General features: G+C 61.3%; 17 protein-coding genes. 10 read left to right on the top strand and 7 right to left on the bottom strand.

The genetic code is table 11. The features are described from left to right. The first annotated feature begins 7 nt into the window (after nucleotides 1-7). From AC3E6W_RS06380 to AC3E6W_RS06355, 6 genes are all read left to right on the top strand, one after another. A complete protein-coding gene (locus AC3E6W_RS06380) occupies nucleotides 8-1,354 on the top strand; it encodes an O-antigen ligase family protein (protein ID WP_490652624.1) in 1,347 nt (448 codons plus the stop codon). Then, nucleotides 1,351-3,225, top strand: a complete 1,875-nt coding sequence (locus AC3E6W_RS06375) for an oligosaccharide flippase family protein (RefSeq protein WP_490652623.1) — start codon at nucleotides 1,351-1,353, stop codon at nucleotides 3,223-3,225. Before AC3E6W_RS06380 ends, AC3E6W_RS06375 begins: the two co-directional genes overlap by 4 nt. Before the next feature lie 54 nt (nucleotides 3,226-3,279). Next, nucleotides 3,280-4,512, top strand: coding sequence for a Wzz/FepE/Etk N-terminal domain-containing protein (locus AC3E6W_RS06370; RefSeq protein ID WP_490652622.1), 1,233 nt, complete (start codon nucleotides 3,280-3,282; stop codon nucleotides 4,510-4,512). 123 nt (nucleotides 4,513-4,635) lie between these two features. Then, the gene (pssD, locus tag AC3E6W_RS06365; RefSeq protein ID WP_306539625.1) at nucleotides 4,636-5,115 is read left to right on the top strand and encodes a PssD/Cps14F family polysaccharide biosynthesis glycosyltransferase; all 480 of its coding nucleotides are present in this window, start codon (nucleotides 4,636-4,638) and stop codon (nucleotides 5,113-5,115) included. Nucleotides 5,116-5,393: 278 nt separating this feature from the next. Further along, on the top strand, nucleotides 5,394-6,104 hold the full coding sequence (locus tag AC3E6W_RS06360; RefSeq protein WP_490652621.1) for a glycosyltransferase: 711 nt from the start codon (nucleotides 5,394-5,396) through the stop codon (nucleotides 6,102-6,104). A 276-nt stretch (nucleotides 6,105-6,380) separates the two neighbouring features. Then, on the top strand, nucleotides 6,381-6,878 hold the full coding sequence (locus AC3E6W_RS06355) for a DUF2505 domain-containing protein (protein ID WP_049332932.1): 498 nt from the start codon (nucleotides 6,381-6,383) through the stop codon (nucleotides 6,876-6,878). Nucleotides 6,879-7,010: 132 nt separating this feature from the next. Here AC3E6W_RS06355 and AC3E6W_RS06350 read toward each other — a convergent pair whose 3' ends face one another. The 7 genes from AC3E6W_RS06350 to rfbB all read right to left on the bottom strand — a co-directional run bounded on the left by AC3E6W_RS06350 (nucleotide 7,011) and on the right by rfbB (nucleotide 13,874). Next, entirely contained in the window at nucleotides 7,011-7,508 is a 498-nt protein-coding gene (locus AC3E6W_RS06350) for an FAD synthase family protein (protein WP_070824988.1), read from the bottom strand. Between the two features lie 287 nt (nucleotides 7,509-7,795). Continuing rightward, a complete protein-coding gene (sufU, locus tag AC3E6W_RS06345; protein WP_049343045.1) occupies nucleotides 7,796-8,266 on the bottom strand; it encodes a Fe-S cluster assembly sulfur transfer protein SufU in 471 nt (156 codons plus the stop codon). Nucleotides 8,267-8,357: 91 nt separating this feature from the next. Continuing rightward, nucleotides 8,358-9,656: an aminotransferase class V-fold PLP-dependent enzyme gene (locus AC3E6W_RS06340; protein WP_490652619.1), complete on the bottom strand. Its 1,299-nt coding sequence runs from the start codon at nucleotides 9,654-9,656 to the stop codon at nucleotides 8,358-8,360. Between the two features lie 155 nt (nucleotides 9,657-9,811). Then, nucleotides 9,812-10,399, bottom strand: coding sequence for an aminoacyl-tRNA hydrolase (pth, locus tag AC3E6W_RS06335; protein ID WP_049338794.1), 588 nt, complete (start codon nucleotides 10,397-10,399; stop codon nucleotides 9,812-9,814). Between the two features lie 187 nt (nucleotides 10,400-10,586). Beyond that, nucleotides 10,587-11,207: a 50S ribosomal protein L25/general stress protein Ctc gene (locus tag AC3E6W_RS06330; RefSeq protein WP_005506952.1), complete on the bottom strand. Its 621-nt coding sequence runs from the start codon at nucleotides 11,205-11,207 to the stop codon at nucleotides 10,587-10,589. 244 nt (nucleotides 11,208-11,451) lie between these two features. Further along, nucleotides 11,452-12,876, bottom strand: coding sequence for a dTDP-4-dehydrorhamnose reductase (rfbD, locus tag AC3E6W_RS06325; RefSeq protein WP_490652618.1), 1,425 nt, complete (start codon nucleotides 12,874-12,876; stop codon nucleotides 11,452-11,454). Next, nucleotides 12,876-13,874: a dTDP-glucose 4,6-dehydratase gene (gene rfbB / locus AC3E6W_RS06320; protein WP_049332946.1), complete on the bottom strand. Its 999-nt coding sequence runs from the start codon at nucleotides 13,872-13,874 to the stop codon at nucleotides 12,876-12,878. The genes rfbD and rfbB overlap by 1 nt, the downstream gene beginning before the upstream one ends. A gap of 74 nt (nucleotides 13,875-13,948) precedes the next feature. On the opposite strand from rfbB, the gene rfbA reads away from it, so the two are divergent. The 4 genes from rfbA (at nucleotide 13,949) to AC3E6W_RS06300 (ending at nucleotide 17,667) form a co-directional block, all read left to right on the top strand. Then, the gene (gene rfbA / locus AC3E6W_RS06315) at nucleotides 13,949-14,809 is read left to right on the top strand and encodes a glucose-1-phosphate thymidylyltransferase RfbA (RefSeq protein WP_070680477.1); all 861 of its coding nucleotides are present in this window, start codon (nucleotides 13,949-13,951) and stop codon (nucleotides 14,807-14,809) included. 108 nt (nucleotides 14,810-14,917) lie between these two features. Beyond that, complete coding sequence (locus AC3E6W_RS06310; protein WP_070824993.1) at nucleotides 14,918-16,402, top strand: tyrosine-protein kinase domain-containing protein; 1,485 nt, start codon at nucleotides 14,918-14,920, stop codon at nucleotides 16,400-16,402. Nucleotides 16,403-16,510: 108 nt separating this feature from the next. Then, nucleotides 16,511-17,368 carry a nucleotidyltransferase family protein gene (locus tag AC3E6W_RS06305; RefSeq protein WP_080974951.1) on the top strand — a complete coding sequence of 286 codons (858 nt, stop codon included), beginning with the start codon at nucleotides 16,511-16,513 and terminating at the stop codon, nucleotides 17,366-17,368. Next, nucleotides 17,365-17,667 carry a PqqD family protein gene (locus AC3E6W_RS06300; protein ID WP_490652617.1) on the top strand — a complete coding sequence of 101 codons (303 nt, stop codon included), beginning with the start codon at nucleotides 17,365-17,367 and terminating at the stop codon, nucleotides 17,665-17,667. Before AC3E6W_RS06305 ends, AC3E6W_RS06300 begins: the two co-directional genes overlap by 4 nt. Nucleotides 17,668-17,687 lie beyond the last annotated feature (20 nt).

Here is a 17,687-nt window from a genome sequence, read left to right as displayed (position 1 = left end):
CACAGACATGGTTACTTCATCCGTTCCCTCCTATCCGGGTGCCTCACCACTCGTGCTGAAGGACTCCTCGACGAGGCTTCCCAGCGCGATTGCGCGCGCCCGGGTGCGGCTGCGTCCCGAGCCGGTCGCGCAGAAGAAGCTGCCGGCTTGGCCGCTCATGACGTTGCTCTACGGCTTCCCCGCGCTGTGGGCGCTGGGCGTCCTGCAGATCGCTCCGATTGTGCTGGCCGCCGTCATGCTCTTTTACCTCATCATCCGAGGTAATGTGCGGGTGCCCGGCCCGATGTGGGTGTGGGCCGCATTTAGCCTGTGGGTCGTGGTTGCGGCGCTCGCACTGACCCGTTCCACCGACATTATCGGCTGGGGTCTGCGCTTCGTGAACATCCTCAGCGCCGGAGTCTACGCCCTCTACTACTACAACGCTCGGTCTTCCATCAGCCTCAACAGGCTGCTGGGCGGCCTGGCGACCCTGTGGGGCACGCTCATTGTGCTCGGTTACGGCGGCGTGTTCTTCCCCGAGTTCCGTCTGCGCACCCCCATGAGCTTCATCATGCCCTCGGGCTTCATGCAGAACCCGCTCGTGCGCGACTATATGTTGCCTCCCCTGGCGGAGGTGCAGCGCCCCTGGGGTGCCCCCGAAGCGTATGTGCGCCCCTCCGCGCCTTTCCCCTACGCCAATAGTTGGGGTCTGGCCTACACGCTACTCACCCCGGTGATGCTCGCTTGCCTGTTGCGTCTGCGCTCCATCTGGACGCGTATCGCGCTACTCATCGCGATGGCCCTCTCCACGGTCCCCGCGATTGCTACCAGTAACCGAGGCATGTTCATTGGTCTGGGCATCAGCGCCGCCTACGTGCTGCTGCGTCAATTCCTGGCCGCTAATTGGCGCGCCGTGGGTATCGGTGTCGCGGCCATCATGGCCGTTGTGGTGGCTCTCTTCGCCTCCGGTACTGTGGACCACATTCTGGGTCGACAGGATTACTCCGATTCGACGGGTGGACGTGCTGCCCTATACCGGGCTACGTGGAAGGCTACGCTCGAGTCCCCCATCATCGGTTATGGAACCCCTCGCATGGAGCCGAGCATCGGCGTGTCGATGGGTACTCAGGGCTACCTGTGGACCCTCATGTTCTGCTTCGGTTTTGTGGGTCTGGCGCTGTTCCTGCTCTTCATCCTGGGCACGGTGGTGGCGGGGGCGCGCGTGAAGACCGCGGCGGGATACTGGCTGCACAGTCTGCCGGTGGCTAGTTGCGTCGTCTTCATCTTCTACAGCTTCGATATCGCGCAGTTGAGTATCCTGCTGCTCGCCTCGATGGCTTGCCTCCGTTCAATTCGGGAGGGTGAGGGCCTGTGACGAATCCCGCTGAGATAACCTCGGGAGGCGAGCACCCCCGCCGCCGGGCCCGCCTGCGTGAGGAGGCGGAAACCCTGGCCGAGGAGGTCGCGCTAGCCGAAGAGTACGGGTACGATTTCGCCCCCACCGTGGACGACATCCGTTCGGGTCGTTTCCCGGCCACTACGGCCCTGTCGATTGTGCCTCCCGCTCAGGGCTTCGCGCCTGCCGGGGACGATTCGGTTCTCCTCGGGTCCTCCCCCGCCGTTGCTTCGGCCGCATCCGCAGATGCGCGCCCGGGTGGTGCACATCGCGGCGGGCCTCGCCGCATGGTGCAGGAGGGAACCACAAGCGAGGCTACCCCCGCGAGCGCGGTTCAGACGGCAAAGCCGGCGCAGGGCAAGAAGCAGCCCAGCCTCGCCAAGAGCGGTTCGCTAGCTTCGCTGTGCGTAATCTACGGTGCCGGCATCGCGTTCGTGACCACAATGGTGGTTTCCAACGGTATTGGCGCGGCAGGTTCGGGTGAGTTCTTCCGCCTTATGGCTCTCTTCGCCATCGCGATTTCGCTCGTAACCTTCGGCGCTGATACCGGTCTGGTGCGCACCATCTCGGCGCAGCGTGCCCTGGGGCGCTACGGGCTGCTCCCGCAGCTCATCCGCTACGGCCTCGTGCCCTCGCTGGTGACGTCGGTTTTCCTCGTTGTGGGCGTGTACGTGTACTCGTCCCTGGTGCCGATGGCTCCCGAGTATCAAGCGGCTATGCGCGTCAGTTCGGCCTTTGTGCTGGTTGCGGCGCTCATGACGGTTTTCTTCGGGGCGTTGCGCGGTCTGCACCGCGTGGTGACCTTTACGATGCTCCAGAACGTGTTGCTGCCGACGCTGCGCTTTGGCGCGGTGGGACTGGTGGTGCTCTTCTCGGGTCAGCTGATGGACCTGGTGTATGCCTGGACCGTTCCGGTGGCGATTACCGCTATTGTGGCGTTGTGGCTGTTGGAGCGTGCCTTCCCGAATGAGGAACACGTGGAGGTCTTGCCTTCCGAGGATTCCCCGGAGGAGACTTTCCGTTCTTTCTGGAGCTTCAGCTCAGCCCGAGGCGTGGCCACCGTGGTCGAAACAATCCTGGAGTGGATTGACGTGCTGGTGGTGACGGCCTTCCTGGGTGCGGCCGCCGGCGGCGTCTACGGCGCGGTCAACCGTTGCGTCCGCGTGGGCACCATGATTGAGCACACCGGTCGCGTGGTGACCGGTCCGTCGATTAGCGCGGCGCTGGCGACCCGCCAGCTGGATCGAGCTCGGGATATCTTCCTGTCCACCACTCGTGTGCTGACGGCTCTGTCGTGGCCCTTCTACCTGTCCCTGGCGTTCTTCGGACCCGTGCTCTTGCATTTCTTCGGTAAGGGCTTCGAGTCCGGCGCGGGCATCCTCTGGGTAATTTGCCCGGCGGCGATGCTCTCGATGAGTGCCGGTGGCGTGCAGTCGGTGCTGCTAATGAGCGGTAAGAGCCGCTGGCAGCTGCTGAATAAGCTGTCCTCGCTGGCTGTGGCCGTGGTCCTGAACTTCACCCTGGTTCCCGTGTGGGGGCTGTACGGTGCGGTAACAGCCTGGTCTTCGGCTCTGCTCATCGATACGTTCCTGGCCAGCTATCAGGTGTTCCGCCTGGTGGGTATCCGCGCCTCGTGGCGTGAGATGGCTCCCTCGCTGTTCCTAGGGGCCGCGGTACCCACGGCGTGTGCGCTGGTGGCGCTGCTTCTGCTGGGGCAGAGCGTGCTGGGCGTGATTGTGTACGTGGTGCTTCTGGTGCCGGTGTACGGCGGTGTGCTCTTCCGCTTCCGCAAGGCGCTGGGCATCGAGCGATTCCTGTCGGCCCGCCGCGCGAAGTCCGCCGCCTCCTAACCTTCCAAACTTTCTCCGATATTAGTGTCCGTTTTCTCTTCCAAGGATGTCCTCATGGATAACACCTCTCACAGTTCCTCGGTGACGCTGGGTAGCCAGGTTCGCCGTATTCTTCGTCATCCCGTGCTGATCCTGGTATCGGTCGTGGTGTTCGCCCTGGCCGGTGCGGCCTACGGCTACATGACCAACGGCAAGTACACCGCCAAGGCTTCCCTGGTGGTCTACCCGATGGTGGTGGACCCGGCCGGTACCGGTAGCGCCAACTCCTCCAAGGTCGACATTGCCACCGAGTCTCGCGTGGCTTCCTCTCGTGAGGTGGCTACCCAGGCTGCTAAGACCCTGATTAGCGAGGGCGATACTCTCTCCGAGGCGCAGCTGACCAGCCGCCTCATGAACTCCGTGAAGGTGACCGGCACCTCCCAGACCTCGGTGCTGGATATCGAGGTCACCCGCTCCAACCCGGACGACGCCGCACGTTACGCGAACGCGATGGCGAACTCCTACCTGCAGGTCCGTTCCGATGCGCTCAAGAGCAGCGTGGACTCGGCAACCAAGCAGCTGGACGAGCAGATTGCCGCCGCGGAGGGGGACGCGAACCGTAACGCTCTGGTATCCCAGCTGCAGGAGCGTCGCGCTCAGATTCAGCTGACTTCTACTACCGGTGGCCGCGTGATGAGCCAGGCTCAGGTTCCTTCTTCTTCCTCGGCTCTTGGCCCGGTGAAGCTGGGTGTTGTCGGCGCCGTGGCGGGTCTGCTGATCGGCCTTGTTCTGGCGTACGGCCGAGACCGCATGATGCGCAACGTCGGCTACGCTGACCGCCTGCAGGATGCCGGTATCCCCGTGCACGAGCTGGGTTCGACCTCGGAGGCGAACGATGCCTTCATGCTGCTGCGCACTGTGGGTGCTCCCGATGGTGATATCAAGAGCGCCGGCGCCTCCGGCGTGGTGATTCTGCCGGGCACCGACCGCGGCGTGGAGCACCTGTACCAGATGCTGAAGCGCGTCCTGCCCAGCGAGTACGCACGCTTCACCGATTACGCTTCGGTACGCGAGGACCTGACCCGTTACACTCCCGAATCGATGGTGACCAAGAGCGAGGCTCCGCTGGTCATCAGCCTGAGCACCGCCACTCCCCTGTCCACCCAGCTGCGTTTCGTGCAGGCTGCCGGCCTGGCCCTGGTTCCGGTCACCGCAGCTACTTCGCTGAAGTCGGTGCGTGAGCTGTTCCAGCAGCTGGAGCAGTTGGAGGGCGTCACCTCCCTGGCGGTCTTCCTGGACCGCGAGTAGCGTCGGGGCGCACCCGCGCGGGTATTCACTCTATGGTGCGGGGCTCGGCGATTCCGGTTTGTCGAGCCCCGACCGCTCATCACATTTTTGTTTCTCCCTTTGTGGGGTATTAGGAGAATACTTATGACTGAGGCAACCTCCGCCCAGGCTCGGCCCAAACTCCTGTTGGTTTCCAGCAGCGGTGGCCATTTGAAGCACCTGACGGCTACCGCCGCCGCCTGGCAGGATTACGATCGCGTGTGGGTTAGCTTTAAGCAGCCCGACGTGGAATCCTCGCTGGCCGCTGAGAAGACTTATTGGGCGTACTATCCGACGACGCGCAATATTAAGAACGCTATTCGCAACCTTTTCTTGGCGTTTCGAATTTTTCCGAAGGAACGTCCGGATGCGGTGGTTTCCGCCGGTGCGGGTGTCGCGGTCCCGTTCTTTATTGCGGCGAAGCTTTTCCGGGTAAAGACCCTGTACATCGAGTGTTTTGACCGCCCGACTCTGCCGACGATGACGGGTAAAATGCTGTACACCATTGCTGATCGCATCATTGTTCAGAGCGATGAACAGCAGAAGAATTTCCCCGATTCTCGCGTAATTCACCCCATTTTTTAAGAGTGATTAACCTATCCCGAAAATAATACCTTCCAGTGCATAGAGGGTATTATTTTCGGGGTATAGTATTTATTAAACATACAGATACATAAAGGTCGTGCGCTCCGCTGAGGACTCACCATCCACACGAACTAACCACTCGTCAGAGAAGCGTATGCGGGGATTACTCACCATTCTCTCCGGCACGACGCCACCACGTATATCCATACGATGCCCTCCGGATTTTTGCATCGGATATGCGGGGTTACTACCGATAAATACATAGAGAGGAATAGGCGATGTCTATTCAGAACTTCCCCCAGGTCAGTGTCGATACCGCCAAGTTCGACCTGCCTGTATTTACCCCCGCTGTCGCACCGGTTCGCATCCCGACGAAGACATACGATCTGGTGGTTTCTCTTGGCACCGACGTTCACACTTTTGACCGTCTTCTGCGCTGGGTCGAGGCCTACCTTGAGGCTCACCCGCAGGTCACCTGCCTCGTGCAGCATGGCCACACCGCGCCCATTAAGCACGCGGATAATCTGAAGCTTCTTCCCGCGGCCGAGCTGCTGGAATACTACGCCAACGCAAGCGTTGTGCTGGTTCAGGGCGGCCCCGGTTCCATCCAGGATGCGCGCCGCACCGGTGCTCTGCCCCTGGCCGTTCCGCGTCGCGCGGAGTTTGACGAGGTTGTCGATAACCATCAGGTCCCCTTCACCGCTCTGATGGAGAAGCGCGGCCACGCCGTTGTGGTGGAGAGCCGCGAGGACCTCTTCCACAAGCTGGATCTGGCGCTGTCGAACCCCTCTCTCTTCCGCACCGCCGAGCCCTACGTCTCCACTCCGGAAATCTCCGCGGCCCAGCTGGGTGAGGAGCTGCACGACCTGCTGGCCGGTAAGATTCACCGCCGCGATTCCTTCTGGGGCCGTTGCAAGCAGGCCGTTCGCGCGCACCGTGCGGGTAAGGCCGAGATGGCACGCATCGACGCCATGGCTCCCAGCGCCTAGTAAGCGCCCAGTACCGGCGCCTAGCAGCACGGGCTGAATATTTCGGTCCGCTCCCCTATTCGTGCAAGACGCCCCTGAGTCTTGCATCTTAGACCGGCACGCGAACCTCCGACCGAGAACGCGGTGACCTGCGGGTATAGGCCCGTTGCCGCTATCTGCCCACGGCGTATTCTCGGCAGAATTCGCATCGTATTATTAGGTTGCGAAACCCCGCGCACCGTATCCTAGAGAGGAATGATGCGCGGGGTTTATCGCGCACTACGAAAGGAAAATTTCATGGCAGTTCAGGAATCGACCGTCATCAATGCTAGCGTCGACCAGGTCGTCGAGGCTTTCTCCAGCGAGGATTTCGCACGCTTCGTCTGCTCCGAGGTGGGCGTTGAGTTCGGTAGCTTCTCGGTCTCCGGTGACACCTCCGCCGAGTTCACCGCAACCACCGAGCGCACCATCCCGGCCGACCGCGTTCCGGATATCGCCCGCAAGTTCGTGGGCAACGGCGTCTCCATGACCCAGGTGGACAACGTGAGCGCCCCCGCGGCTGACGGTGCGCGCACCGTCGCAACCGAGGTGAAGGTCAACGGTATTCCCGTTTCGGCCAGCGCCACCCAGCACCTGATTCCCGAGGGCGACAAGACGCGTCTGGACGTCAACGGCGAGGTTTCCTGCTCCATCCCGCTGGTGGGCAAGAAGATTGCCGCCGCTGCCGAGCCGCAGGTTGGCCGCGTGCTGAAGGTTCTGGGCACCTCCGCCGAGAAGTGGATTGCTCAGCGCTAATCGTTTCAGCGCTAATCTTTCCCGCCCAGTAGGCCGGCGTACCGCTAGTCCTCACGAGGGTTAAAGAATCCCCGCCACCCGATTGGGTGGCGGGGATTTATGCATCTTGGGGGTCACGAGAGCGGCAGGGTTTTAGGAGGCGATAATCGCCTCGGAGTACTCGCGGTCCCCCAGCAGCTCAGCGAAGCGGTGCATCTCCGCGCGCAGGTCGTGCTCGGCCTCGAGCAGGTCGACGACCTTGCGCAGCTTGGTGCTGGAGGTGTGCTCGGTGTAGGGGAAGTAGTGCACCTCCACGCCCACCTCGGCGAAGCGTTCCTCGAGGGCGCGGCCCTTCTCGGTGCCCTTCCAGTCGTCGCCTTTGAAGAAGATGTTGAAGGGCTTCTGCTTCCAGGTTTCGAGCTTGTCGGGGGTGGTTTCGATGTGCACTTCGTCCACGTAATCGATGTGGCTGACGATGGCGGCGCGCTCCTCGATAGGGATGACGGGGCGGCGGCCCTTGGTGACTTCGAGGACGTCGTCGTGCACGACGCCTGCGATCAGGTAGTCGCAGTTCTCCTTGGCCTTGCGGAGAATCTCGAGGTGACCGTAGTGGAAGAGGTCGTAGGCACCTGCGGCGTAGCCAATAATCATGAGGGGTTCCTTGTGGTTGGTAGCGGCGATGGTCGCTCCGGCGCCCCGAAGGGGTCGGAGGGTGAGGAACGCATCCGCCCCGTTCATGCGGGCGGGGCTGGTCCGAAAAAGGTTCCTCGCGGGGCGCTGGTTAGGCGAACCGCACCTATTATTTTACCAGTCATCTTTTCCCGCGGGGCTCGGATAAAACGCTGAATGAGGCGGACGCGCTGTAGCGTCCGCCTCATTCCGTTGCGATCATCTTTGGGCCGCCCAGCAAGGAGCTGGTGGGAGCCGCGCGGGCTGTGCTAGTCCTCCAGAGCGGCTTCCTTGGCGGCCTCCTCGACGGCTACCCAGGAGAGCATCGCGCACTTCACGCGAGCCACAAACTTCGAAACGCCCGCGAAGGCAGCCATATCGCCGTACTCCTCCTCGTCCAGGGTCACCTGGCCGCGGGAACGCAGCATCTCGCGGAACGCATCCACGTGGCGCTGCAGCTCAGAGAGGGTCATGCCCGGAGCCATATCCGAGAGCACGGAAGCAGCCGCCATCGAGATGGAGCAGCCGTCGCCCTCCCAGGAGACCGACTCAATGGTCTTCTCCCCGTCCTTCAGCTCGTCAGAGAGCACCACGCGCAGGTTGATCTCGTCGCCGCAGGTGGGGTTGTACTGGTGGTTATCAGCGCTCGCATGGCCGGCGGGAACCTCCACGAGGTGCTCGCCGATGCGCTCCTTAGAATGCTCCAGGATGATGTCCTGGTAGAGAGCTTCGAGAGACATTTTGGTCTTCTTCCGTGTGTTGAATCGTCTAGTGAGGATAACGCGGCCGCGCACGGCGGCCCGGGTATGCCCGCCGTGCGCGCCGTAGAGATTAGAGGCCGAAGTAGGGGCGCACCTCGGCGAGAGCCTTCAGGAACGCGTCCACGTCCTCGGTCGTGTTGTAGATGTAGGTGGAGGCGCGGGTCGAGGCGGTCACGCCGGCGCAGCGGTGCAGCGGCTGCGCGCAGTGGTGACCCACGCGCACGGCGATACCCTGCGTATCGAGCAGCTGGCCCACGTCGTGCGGGTGCACGCCGTCAATGGCGAGGGCCACCAGGCCCGCGCGCTGGGCGGGATCGGTCGGGCCCAGCAGGCGCACGCCCTCGATCTTCTGAACGCCCTCAACCAGGCGAGCGCCCAGCTCGTGTTCCCACGCTTCAACGTTCTCCATGCCCAGGTGCTGCAGGTAGCGCACGGCGGCGGCGAAGGCGACCGCCTGCGAGACGCGCTGGGTACCGGCCTCGAACTTGATGGGGGCGGGCATGTACTCGGCGTCCTGCAGCCCGACGCGGGTGATCATGGAGCCGCCGGTCAGGAAGGGCGGCAGGGCGTTCAGCAGTTCCGCGCGGCCGTAGAGGGCGCCAATGCCGGTGGGAGCCAGCATCTTGTGACCGGAGAAGGCGGCAAAGTCGACGTCCAGGGCGTGGAAGTCCACGGGCATGTGCGGTACGGACTGGCAGGCATCCAGCACGACGAGTACGCCGTGCTTGCGGGCCAGAGACACCAGGCGCGGCACGTCGGTAATCGCGCCGGTCACGTTGGAGACGTGGGTGAAGGCCAGGATGCGGGTCTTCTCGTTGACGATATCCTCGGCGGCCTCGTAGTCGATGCGGCCGTCCTCAGTGGCGGGGATGTGGCGCAGGGTGGCGCCGGTGCGCTGGGCAAGAATCTGCCAGGGAATCAGGTTCGCATGGTGCTCAATCTCGGTGGTGACGATTTCGTCACCGGGGCCCAGCGCAAAACGCTCGGCGGGCTTGCCGCCGATGCCCTGGGAGGCGTTACCGATGCTGTAGGCGACGAGGTTCAGTGCCTCGGTGGCGTTGGAGGTCCACACCAGTTCCTCCTCCGTGGCACCCACAAAGCCGGCCACGGTGCGGCGGGCGTCCTCGAAGAGGTCGGTCGCCTCGACGGCAAGGGTGTGCGCGCCGCGGTGTACGGCGGAGTTGGCGTGCAGGTAGAAGTCGCGTTCTGCGTCGAGAACCTGCAGGGGTTTCTGGCTCGTAGCCCCGGAATCCAGGTAAACCAGGGGGTGCCCGTTGACCTCGGTGTTGAGGATCGGGAAGTCCTGGCGGAGCTGACGCACGACGTCGTCGCTCAGGGGAATATTGGCGGGGGTGGAGTATTCAGCCACGGGTACCTTCTTCTCTCGCTCATACGCTCCACGGGGCGGGTATTTTCCCGTCGTGGAGCGTATAACGTCATTCTTTTCTAGCTTATTCCCTTGAGTGGCTCTTGCATAGTTAGGTAGAGCCTAGTTCGCGGGGCGCACAGCGGCGAGGCAATCGGCTAGGACGCGGCCCCGTGGTAGCGCTGCTGGGTAGCCTGTAGGCCCTCCTTGATGAGCATGACGGTTGCATCCGCGGCGTTCGAGATGAGGAACGGCAGAGCCTTCGCCTCGGTACTGCTGAAGGGTTTGAGCACGAAGTCCGCGGTGTCCATGCGTCCGGGCGGACGACCGATGCCGGTACGCACGCGGTAGTAGTCCTTGGTGCCCAGTGCCTTGGTGATATCGCGCAGACCGTTATGGCCGCCCTCTCCCCCACCAATCTTAAGCTTGATGGTGTCGAAGGGGATGTCGAGCTCGTCGTGGACGACGATGATATGCTCGGGGTCGATGCCGTAGAACTTGGCGACGGCGCTGACCGGGCCGCCGGAGGTGTTCATGTAGCCGAGGGACTTCATGAGGATGACCTTGGGGCCACCAAAACCGAGGCGCCCCTCCACCACAACCGCGGAGGCCTTGGAATGCTTCTTGAAGCTGCCGCCAACTTCCTTGGCGAGCTCGTCTAGAACCATCTGACCAATATTGTGGCGGGTTTTCTCGTACTCCGGGCCCGGGTTCCCCAGACCAACAATGAGCCACGCATCAGACATATCTTCGCCCTTTCCACGGCGCTGTAAAAGGTTTTTTAGAAAATTCATGGACTACACCATTCTATGAGTATGGCCCGCTACCACCTCAGAAGAGAGGTAGCGGCGGGCCATCCACAGATCACTGTTGCGCTAGGCGCAGGGCGCGGTCTTAGTGCTTTGAGTTATCTGAGTCGTGAGCTTCGCCAGCCTAATCTGATTCCTCGGAAGCTTCAACGATGTCACCCTCGGGTGCGTTTTCGCCTTCTTCACCGGGCTCGGGAACGTCGAGTTCCTCGGGCTCAGAAACGTTAACGATCAGCAGTTCAGCGTCTGCAACCAGGGTTACGCCTGAGGGCAGTTCAACATCTGATGCCAGAACGTGAGCGCCAGCTTCGCGGCCTTCGATGCTCACGGTCAAAGCTTCGGGTGCCTTCAGTGCGTCAGCTTCAACCAGAAGAACGGTTTCTTCCTGGTTAGCAACGGCGCCAACAGCGGGCTCGCCTTCAACGTGTACAGGAACCTCGATCTCAACGCGCTCGCCGCGCTTAACGGTCAGCAGGTCGATGTGCTGCAGTTCGGGGCGGATTGCGTGACGCTGGATGTCCTTGATCATTGCGAGGTGTGATTCACCTTCGATGTCGAGGTCGAGGATAGCGTTGGGGACGCGGGCAGCCAGGGTGGTTGCGTGGCCGGGGAGTACTACGTGCTTGGGCTCTTCGCCGTGGCCGTAGATGACGGCGGGGATGTCGCCTGCCATGCGGATGCGGCGCGCGTAGCCCTTGCCGAAGTCGCTACGTACGGTAGCTGAAATTTTGATGGTATCTGACATGAGTCGTCCACCCTTTCTTGGTTAGAAGTGATGCGCCAAGTGGAATAGGGACTGGCGCCAGAAATCTCTTTCCAACCAGCCACCGTCAGTTACGGACCTACACGTTTCGTGTATTCCACCGCCTTGGCCAAGACAATATTGTACAGGTTCCCGGCTCTTCTTCAAGGGCCGGGAACCTGTGATATGGCGCTTTTCACGCCTTTTATGCTGTTATCAGCAGATATAGGGTCGAATCCTCAGAGGGTTAGGAGCCCATTTCTGCAAGGTAGGCGGCGAGCGCCTCGCGGTGATCGCGCGGGGTGAAGCCTGCAGCAATCAGCTTGGACAGGTCCATTGCCGAGTTCGTCGGACGGTGAGCGAAGAGCTCAGCGTTGGCGAAGTATTCCTCGGTGGTGGTGTCGCTGACTCGTGCCGGGTCATGGCCGGTACCCTCGTACACCGCGCGGGCGAACTGTGCCCAGTTGATGACCTCGCCGGTGTTCGACACGTTGTAGGTGCCGTATTCCGCGCCCGAGAAGAGCAGGTGCAGAGCAGCAGCTGCCAGGTCCTGGGTGAAGGTCGGGCGACCCCACTGGTCGGCGACCACGGACGGGTCGATGCCGCGCTCTGCCAGGGATGCCATGGTACCCACGAAGTTCTTACCGGCGCCAACAACCCAGCTGGTGCGCAAGGTGTAGTGCTTACGCCATGCGGCAGCGGCAACCTCACCGGCAGCCTTGGATGCGCCGTAGACGCTCAGCGGTGCCAGGGGGTAATCCTCCGGGTATTCCTCGCCCAGGGGCAGGGAACCGTCAAAGACGTAGTCGGTGGATACGTGAACCAGCGGCAGGTTGGCTTCCTCGCAGATGGAGGCAAGGGCGCTCACGCCCAGAGCGTTGGCTGCCCAGGCGTCGCGGCGACCCTCGGGGGTTTCTGCCTGATCCACTGCGGTGTATGCCGCGGCGTTGATGACCGCGCGGAAGGAGCGCCAGCGGAAGGCGTCGCGCCACTGCTCGGGCTTGCCCAGGTCCAGGCGGTCACGGTCGACGGCCACGAAGGGTACGTTCTGCTCGGTGAGCTGGCGAACCAGCTCGGTGCCGAGCTGACCGCCCGCGCCAATAATCAGAATCGGGTCGGCTTCGAGGGGCTTAATCTCGTTCAGGCGCGGGTGCTTGCGGTCCTTCTCGGAGAGCTCAGCCTTTGCCAGGTCGATGGGCCAGTCGATGGCGACGGTTTCATCGGCCAGGTTCAGGAAGCTGTAGCCGGATACTGCATCCGCGGACCAGTGGTCGTTGACCAGGTAGGTGTAGGCGGTGTTCTCTTCCAGGGTCTGGAAGGAGTTGCCCACGCCGCGGGGCACGAAGATGGCGGTGTCCGGGCCCAGCTCAACGGTGACGACCTTGCCGAAGGACTCGCCGGCACGCAGGTCAACCCATGCGCCGAAGATGCGGCCGGTCGCAACCGACACGTACTTGTCCCAGGGCTCGGCGTGGATACCGCGGGTGGTACCCACCGAAGCGTTGAACGAAATGTTGTTCTGCACCGGGTTGAAGTCGGGCAGGCCGGCGGCGACCATCTTTTCGCGCTGCCAGTTCTCCTTGAACCAGCCGCGGTTATCGCCGTGCACCGGCAGGTCGATGATGAGCAGGCCGGGAATCTCGGTCTCGGTAACCTTCAGCTCCTTGGTCATTACTGACCAGCCTTCGCGTACTTAGCCTCGACCTCAGCCTTCAGGGGCTCCCACCAGCCGCGGTTGTCGGTGTACCACTTGATGGTGTCTGCCAGGCCGGACTCGAAGTCGGTGAACTTCGGTTCCCAGCCGAGCTCTGCACGCAGGCGGCTACCGTCGATGGCGTAGCGCAGGTCGTGACCGGGGCGGTCGACAACGTGCTCGAAGTCGTTCTCGTCCTTGCCCATCAGACGCAGGATGGTGCGCAGAACGGTGATGTTGTTCTCTTCGCCGTCCGCACCGATGAGGTAGGTTTCGCCAATCTTGCCCTGCTCCAGGATGCGCAGCACGGCCGAGGAGTGGTCGGATGCGTGAATCCAGTCACGAACGTTCAGGCCCTCGCCGTACAGCTTCGGGGTCAGGCCCGAGAGGATGTTGGTGATCTGGCGAGGAATGAACTTCTCGATGTGCTGGTAGGGGCCGTAGTTGTTCGAGCAGTTCGAGATGGTGGCCTCGATGCCGAAGGAACGAACCCAGGCGCGTACGAGCAGGTCGGAGCCTGCCTTGGTGGAGGAGTACGGGGAGGAGGGGTTATAGGGGGTGGTTTCAGTGAACTTAGCGGGGTCGTCCAGCTCGAGGTCGCCGAAGACCTCGTCGGTGGAGATGTGGTGGTAGCGGGTACCGTGCTTACGGACCGCCTCCAGCAGGCTGAAGGTACCCACCAGGTTGGTGTGAATAAAGGGTTCGGGGTTGGCCAGCGAGTTGTCGTTGTGAGACTCCGCTGCGTAGTGAACAACGGCGTCAGCCTTGCCGACCAGTTCGTCTGCCAGCTCGCGATCCGCGATGTCGCCGACGACGAGCTTGAAACGAGATTCGGGAAGACCTTCCAAAGACGCAGCATTTGCGGCGTAGGTCATCTTATCCAGCACGGTAATCGTGTGATCAGTGTTATCGATGAGGTGGTGAACAAAGTTCGAACCAATAAAACCGGCACCGCCGGTAACAAGAATGTGAGCCATACGGTAGATTTTACCCGGCTAAAGAGCGATTTTTACGCCTCAACAAAGAGATAAACATGACACAATAAGAAGTTATGAAGGGAATTATTCTTGCCGGCGGTACCGGTAGTCGTTTGCACCCCATCACTCAGGGTATTAGCAAGCAGCTCACTCCGGTCTATGACAAGCCGATGATTTACTACCCGCTGTCCACTCTGATGCTTGCGGGTATTCGCGATATTTTGATTATTACCACTCCGGCCGATCAGGAGCAGTTTAAGCGTTTGCTCGGCGACGGTTCTCGTTTTGGTATTAATCTCGAATATAAAGTTCAGCCTTCCCCGGACGGCCTGGCTCAGGCATTTATTCTGGGCGCCGATTTTATTGGCAATGATCCCGTAGCGCTCGTGCTCGGTGACAATATTTTCTACGGCCCCGGTCTCGGCACCCAGCTGGCCACTTACGAGCAGAAGGACGGCGCGACCGTCTTTGCATATCGCGTGGCTGATCCCCGCGCCTACGGTGTGGTGGAATTTGATGAGGACTTCAATGCCCTCTCTATTGAGGAGAAGCCCGAGAACCCCAAGAGCGATTACGCGATTCCGGGTCTGTACTTCTACGATTCGAAGGTCGTAGAGTACGCCCGACAGATTAAGCCTTCGCCCCGCGGTGAGTTGGAAATCACTGACCTTAACCGCGTCTACCTGGAACAGGGTAAACTGAAGGTTGAGGTTTTGCCGCGCGGCACCGCATGGCTCGATACCGGAACCTTTGATTCACTCGCTGATGCCACTAACTTCATCCGCACCGTCCAGAGCCGTCAGGGTCTGTCCGTCGGTTGCCCGGAGGAAATTGCGTGGCGTCACGGTTGGCTTTCCGACGAGCAGCTCCGCGAGATTGCTACCCCCCTCGTCAAGAGCGGTTACGGTAGCTACCTGCTCGGATTGCTCCGCTAAGCTTCACACCGCAACCCAGGGGATATACCGTATCCCTTCACCGCCCGCGGCAGTACTCCACGTCACGGGCACACACTAACTCAAACTTTCTGGAGTATTCTCACTACTATGACCATTTTGGAATTCTTCCGCACCACGAGGGCTAACCTCTGGTTGCTGATTATTGGCATCATCATTGGTGCCGCGGTGGGCTTCGGCTATGCATCCCTGCAGCCGAAGGTGTACGCCGCCTCGTCCTCGGGCTACGTGACCGTGGGCGAGTCCGGTACGGTGGATGTTCTCTCGGGCTCTACAGCCGCTAAGGAGCGTGCTCGCTCCTACGCAGCTATCGTCTCCTCTGAGGCCGTGGCACAGAAGATTAAGCAGAACACCCCTGAGCTCTCCCTAACCACCGGTCAGATTCGTTCTAGCCTCACCGCAACCGCAGGTGACAATGCTGCGCTGATTACCGTAAGCGCCCAGGCTTCTTCTCCGAAGAACGCACAGCTGCTCGCCAACAGCGCTCTGCAGGCTACCGCTGACTACATCAAGGAAATTGAGCAGAACCCCGGTAACGCTCAGGCCCTGGTTAACGGCGATAGCAACGCTGCGGCAACCCCCTCTGCAAGCAGCAATACCGTCCGCGTGATTCCGCTGAACAACGCAAGCGTCAACCCGCCGCTGGTTTCCCCGAACTACCAGCAGAACACTCTGATTGGCGCCGTTATCGGCCTGGTCGTGGTGTACACCGCCATCTTCCTGCGCCGCGCACTGGATCAGCGCATCCGCACCCGTGACGACGCCACCAAGGCAACCGGCGCAAGCATCCTGGGTGTGCTGCCCGTCAGTGAGGACCTGAACGAAGAGAACATCGTGAACGGTGACACCGACGACCACATCGCTCAGGAATCGATTCGTCAGCTGCGTACCAACCTGCGCTTCGTGAATGTTGATACTCCCCCGCGCTCCTTCATCGTCACCTCCGCTGTACCCGGTGAAGGTAAGTCGACCGTGTCGCTCTCGCTGGCTCGCTCCCTGGCCGACGCTGGTTCGCCCGTCATCCTCATTGACGCCGACCTCCGCCGCCCGACCGTGGCTAAGAAGCTGAAGCTCGACGCCAAGGTCGGTCTGACCCAGGTTCTGGCCGGTCAGGTGGAGATTGCAAACGCCGTGCACCAGCTGGGCGATTCGAACCTTTTCGTGCTTCCCGCGGGTCGCATCCCCCCGAACCCCTCTGAGCTTCTGGGCTCGGACAAGATGCGCCAGCTCATCAAGGAACTCTCCGAAGAGTTCATCGTGGTGGTCGACGTTCCGCCGCTGCTGCCCGTGACCGATGCATCGCTGCTTTCCCACTCCGTGGATGGCGTGATTCTGGTCGGTTCGATTGGCCGCAGCCACCGTGAGCAGATGACCGAGGCTTCCAGCATCCTGAAGAAGGTCAACGCAAACCTCTTCGGTCTTGTTCTGAACCGTGCACCCCGTAAGGGCCTGGGTAACTCCTACTACGGCTTCGGTTACGCAAGCACCTACGTGGGCTACGCAACCTACTACGGCTACGGTAAGGACGGCGATAAGAAGTCCTCGAAGTCGAAGTCCTCAGCCCCCAAGGCATAACCTTTCGACCCTCTCCCCACGGGGAGCAACATACGGCGGGAAGGGCAGTGTTTCTGTCCCTCCCGCCGTATACTTATTTGGTATAGACCGGTGCACCGAAAGGTTATTGTGACCACTCACTCCACCAATACCCCGGAGCCGCTCACCACTCCGCTCGCGGCACGGATTCGGCTTGCGCACGCCTACTTCCAGCACATAGCCGATAAGCATTCCATCGACGTTCTGCATATCAAAGGCTATGCGTTCTCGCAGGAAATTTACCGCAAGGGTAGGTACAGCTCCGACGCTGACCTGTTGGTCCGTCCATCGCAGGTGGACCGCTTTGTGCAGATTCTCCTGGCGGATGGCTGGCGTATCCAGGCCCACTTTGAGACGGGCTCAGTGTTCGAGCACGCCATGACCCTCTACCATGCCTCCTGGGGCCTGACCGATATTCATCGATTCTTCCCCGGCCTCGGCCGCCACGGTGACTACGAGAAGACCTTTGACCGTATTTGGGCAGCCCGCCGTACCCGATTCATCGCTCACCGGCCCTGTACGGTCCCCTCAGACCTGGATGCTCGCCTTATTGTGGTGCTACACCGTGCCCGCGCTGCGTCCCGTTACAGCGCGGATATCAACTATCTGGTGAACCGCATGTCCTACGCAGACTGGCAGCGGCTTAAGGAACGTGCCAACGAGCTCGATTCAAACCTGGCCTACAGCGCGGCCATGGGCGGGCTTGAACAGTACCGAGGCGATCGCGACTATCTGCTGTGGCTTTCCGTTTCGCAGGATGTCCCCCACTACGTTCAGTGGATTGGTCGGCTTCGGTCGGCAACCACCCTGCGCGATAAGCTACGCACCCTGAAGAATATCTTCTTCGTCAATAAGGACCACCTGGCCATGCAGCTTGGCCGTACCCCCACGCGTGCCGAGGTGCGTGCCAAGTTCTTTGAACGCTTCGGAATCGAGGTGAAAAAATGACCGCGGAATCCCCTCAGCCCGTGTATGGTATCCCCGAAAATATCGCCTACGTACATTCCGAGGAGTTCGCCAAATACTCCCCCACCGCCACGTATATCGCGAATCTAGACACCGGGGAGCACTCTATCCTGCAGGGCTCGGCCTCCATCATCTGGGGTCTTTTCGAGGAACCCACGAGCGAGGAGGAAGCGATTGAGACCATCTGTGAGCTCTACGAACAGCCCGCAGAGGTTATCGCGCCGCAGATTCGGGCGTTCATCCCAGACCTGCTCTCCAAGAACCTCCTGGAGACTCTCTAGGGCCTCTCTGTAGCTCGAAA

The organism is Rothia sp. SCPM-O-B-18226 (M350) (assembly GCF_058213595.1).
This window is presented reverse-complemented; position numbering and strand designations above follow the sequence as displayed.

What these genes read in the sequence shown, in the direction of transcription:
- AC3E6W_RS06380 (WP_490652624.1), top strand. Translation starts at nt 8, where the DNA reads ATGGTTACTTCATCCGTTCCCTCCTATCCGGGTGCCTCACCACTCGTG.
- AC3E6W_RS06370 (WP_490652622.1), top strand. Translation starts at nt 3,280, where the DNA reads ATGGATAACACCTCTCACAGTTCCTCGGTGACGCTGGGTAGCCAGGTT.
- pssD (WP_306539625.1), top strand. Translation starts at nt 4,636, where the DNA reads ATGACTGAGGCAACCTCCGCCCAGGCTCGGCCCAAACTCCTGTTGGTT.
- AC3E6W_RS06360 (WP_490652621.1), top strand. Translation starts at nt 5,394, where the DNA reads ATGTCTATTCAGAACTTCCCCCAGGTCAGTGTCGATACCGCCAAGTTC.
- AC3E6W_RS06355 (WP_049332932.1), top strand. Translation starts at nt 6,381, where the DNA reads ATGGCAGTTCAGGAATCGACCGTCATCAATGCTAGCGTCGACCAGGTC.
- AC3E6W_RS06350 (WP_070824988.1), bottom strand. Translation starts at nt 7,508, where the DNA reads ATGATTATTGGCTACGCCGCAGGTGCCTACGACCTCTTCCACTACGGT.
- sufU (WP_049343045.1), bottom strand. Translation starts at nt 8,266, where the DNA reads ATGTCTCTCGAAGCTCTCTACCAGGACATCATCCTGGAGCATTCTAAG.
- pth (WP_049338794.1), bottom strand. Translation starts at nt 10,399, where the DNA reads ATGTCTGATGCGTGGCTCATTGTTGGTCTGGGGAACCCGGGCCCGGAG.
- AC3E6W_RS06330 (WP_005506952.1), bottom strand. Translation starts at nt 11,207, where the DNA reads ATGTCAGATACCATCAAAATTTCAGCTACCGTACGTAGCGACTTCGGC.
- rfbD (WP_490652618.1), bottom strand. Translation starts at nt 12,876, where the DNA reads ATGACCAAGGAGCTGAAGGTTACCGAGACCGAGATTCCCGGCCTGCTC.
- rfbB (WP_049332946.1), bottom strand. Translation starts at nt 13,874, where the DNA reads ATGGCTCACATTCTTGTTACCGGCGGTGCCGGTTTTATTGGTTCGAAC.
- rfbA (WP_070680477.1), top strand. Translation starts at nt 13,949, where the DNA reads ATGAAGGGAATTATTCTTGCCGGCGGTACCGGTAGTCGTTTGCACCCC.
- AC3E6W_RS06310 (WP_070824993.1), top strand. Translation starts at nt 14,918, where the DNA reads ATGACCATTTTGGAATTCTTCCGCACCACGAGGGCTAACCTCTGGTTG.
- AC3E6W_RS06300 (WP_490652617.1), top strand. Translation starts at nt 17,365, where the DNA reads ATGACCGCGGAATCCCCTCAGCCCGTGTATGGTATCCCCGAAAATATC.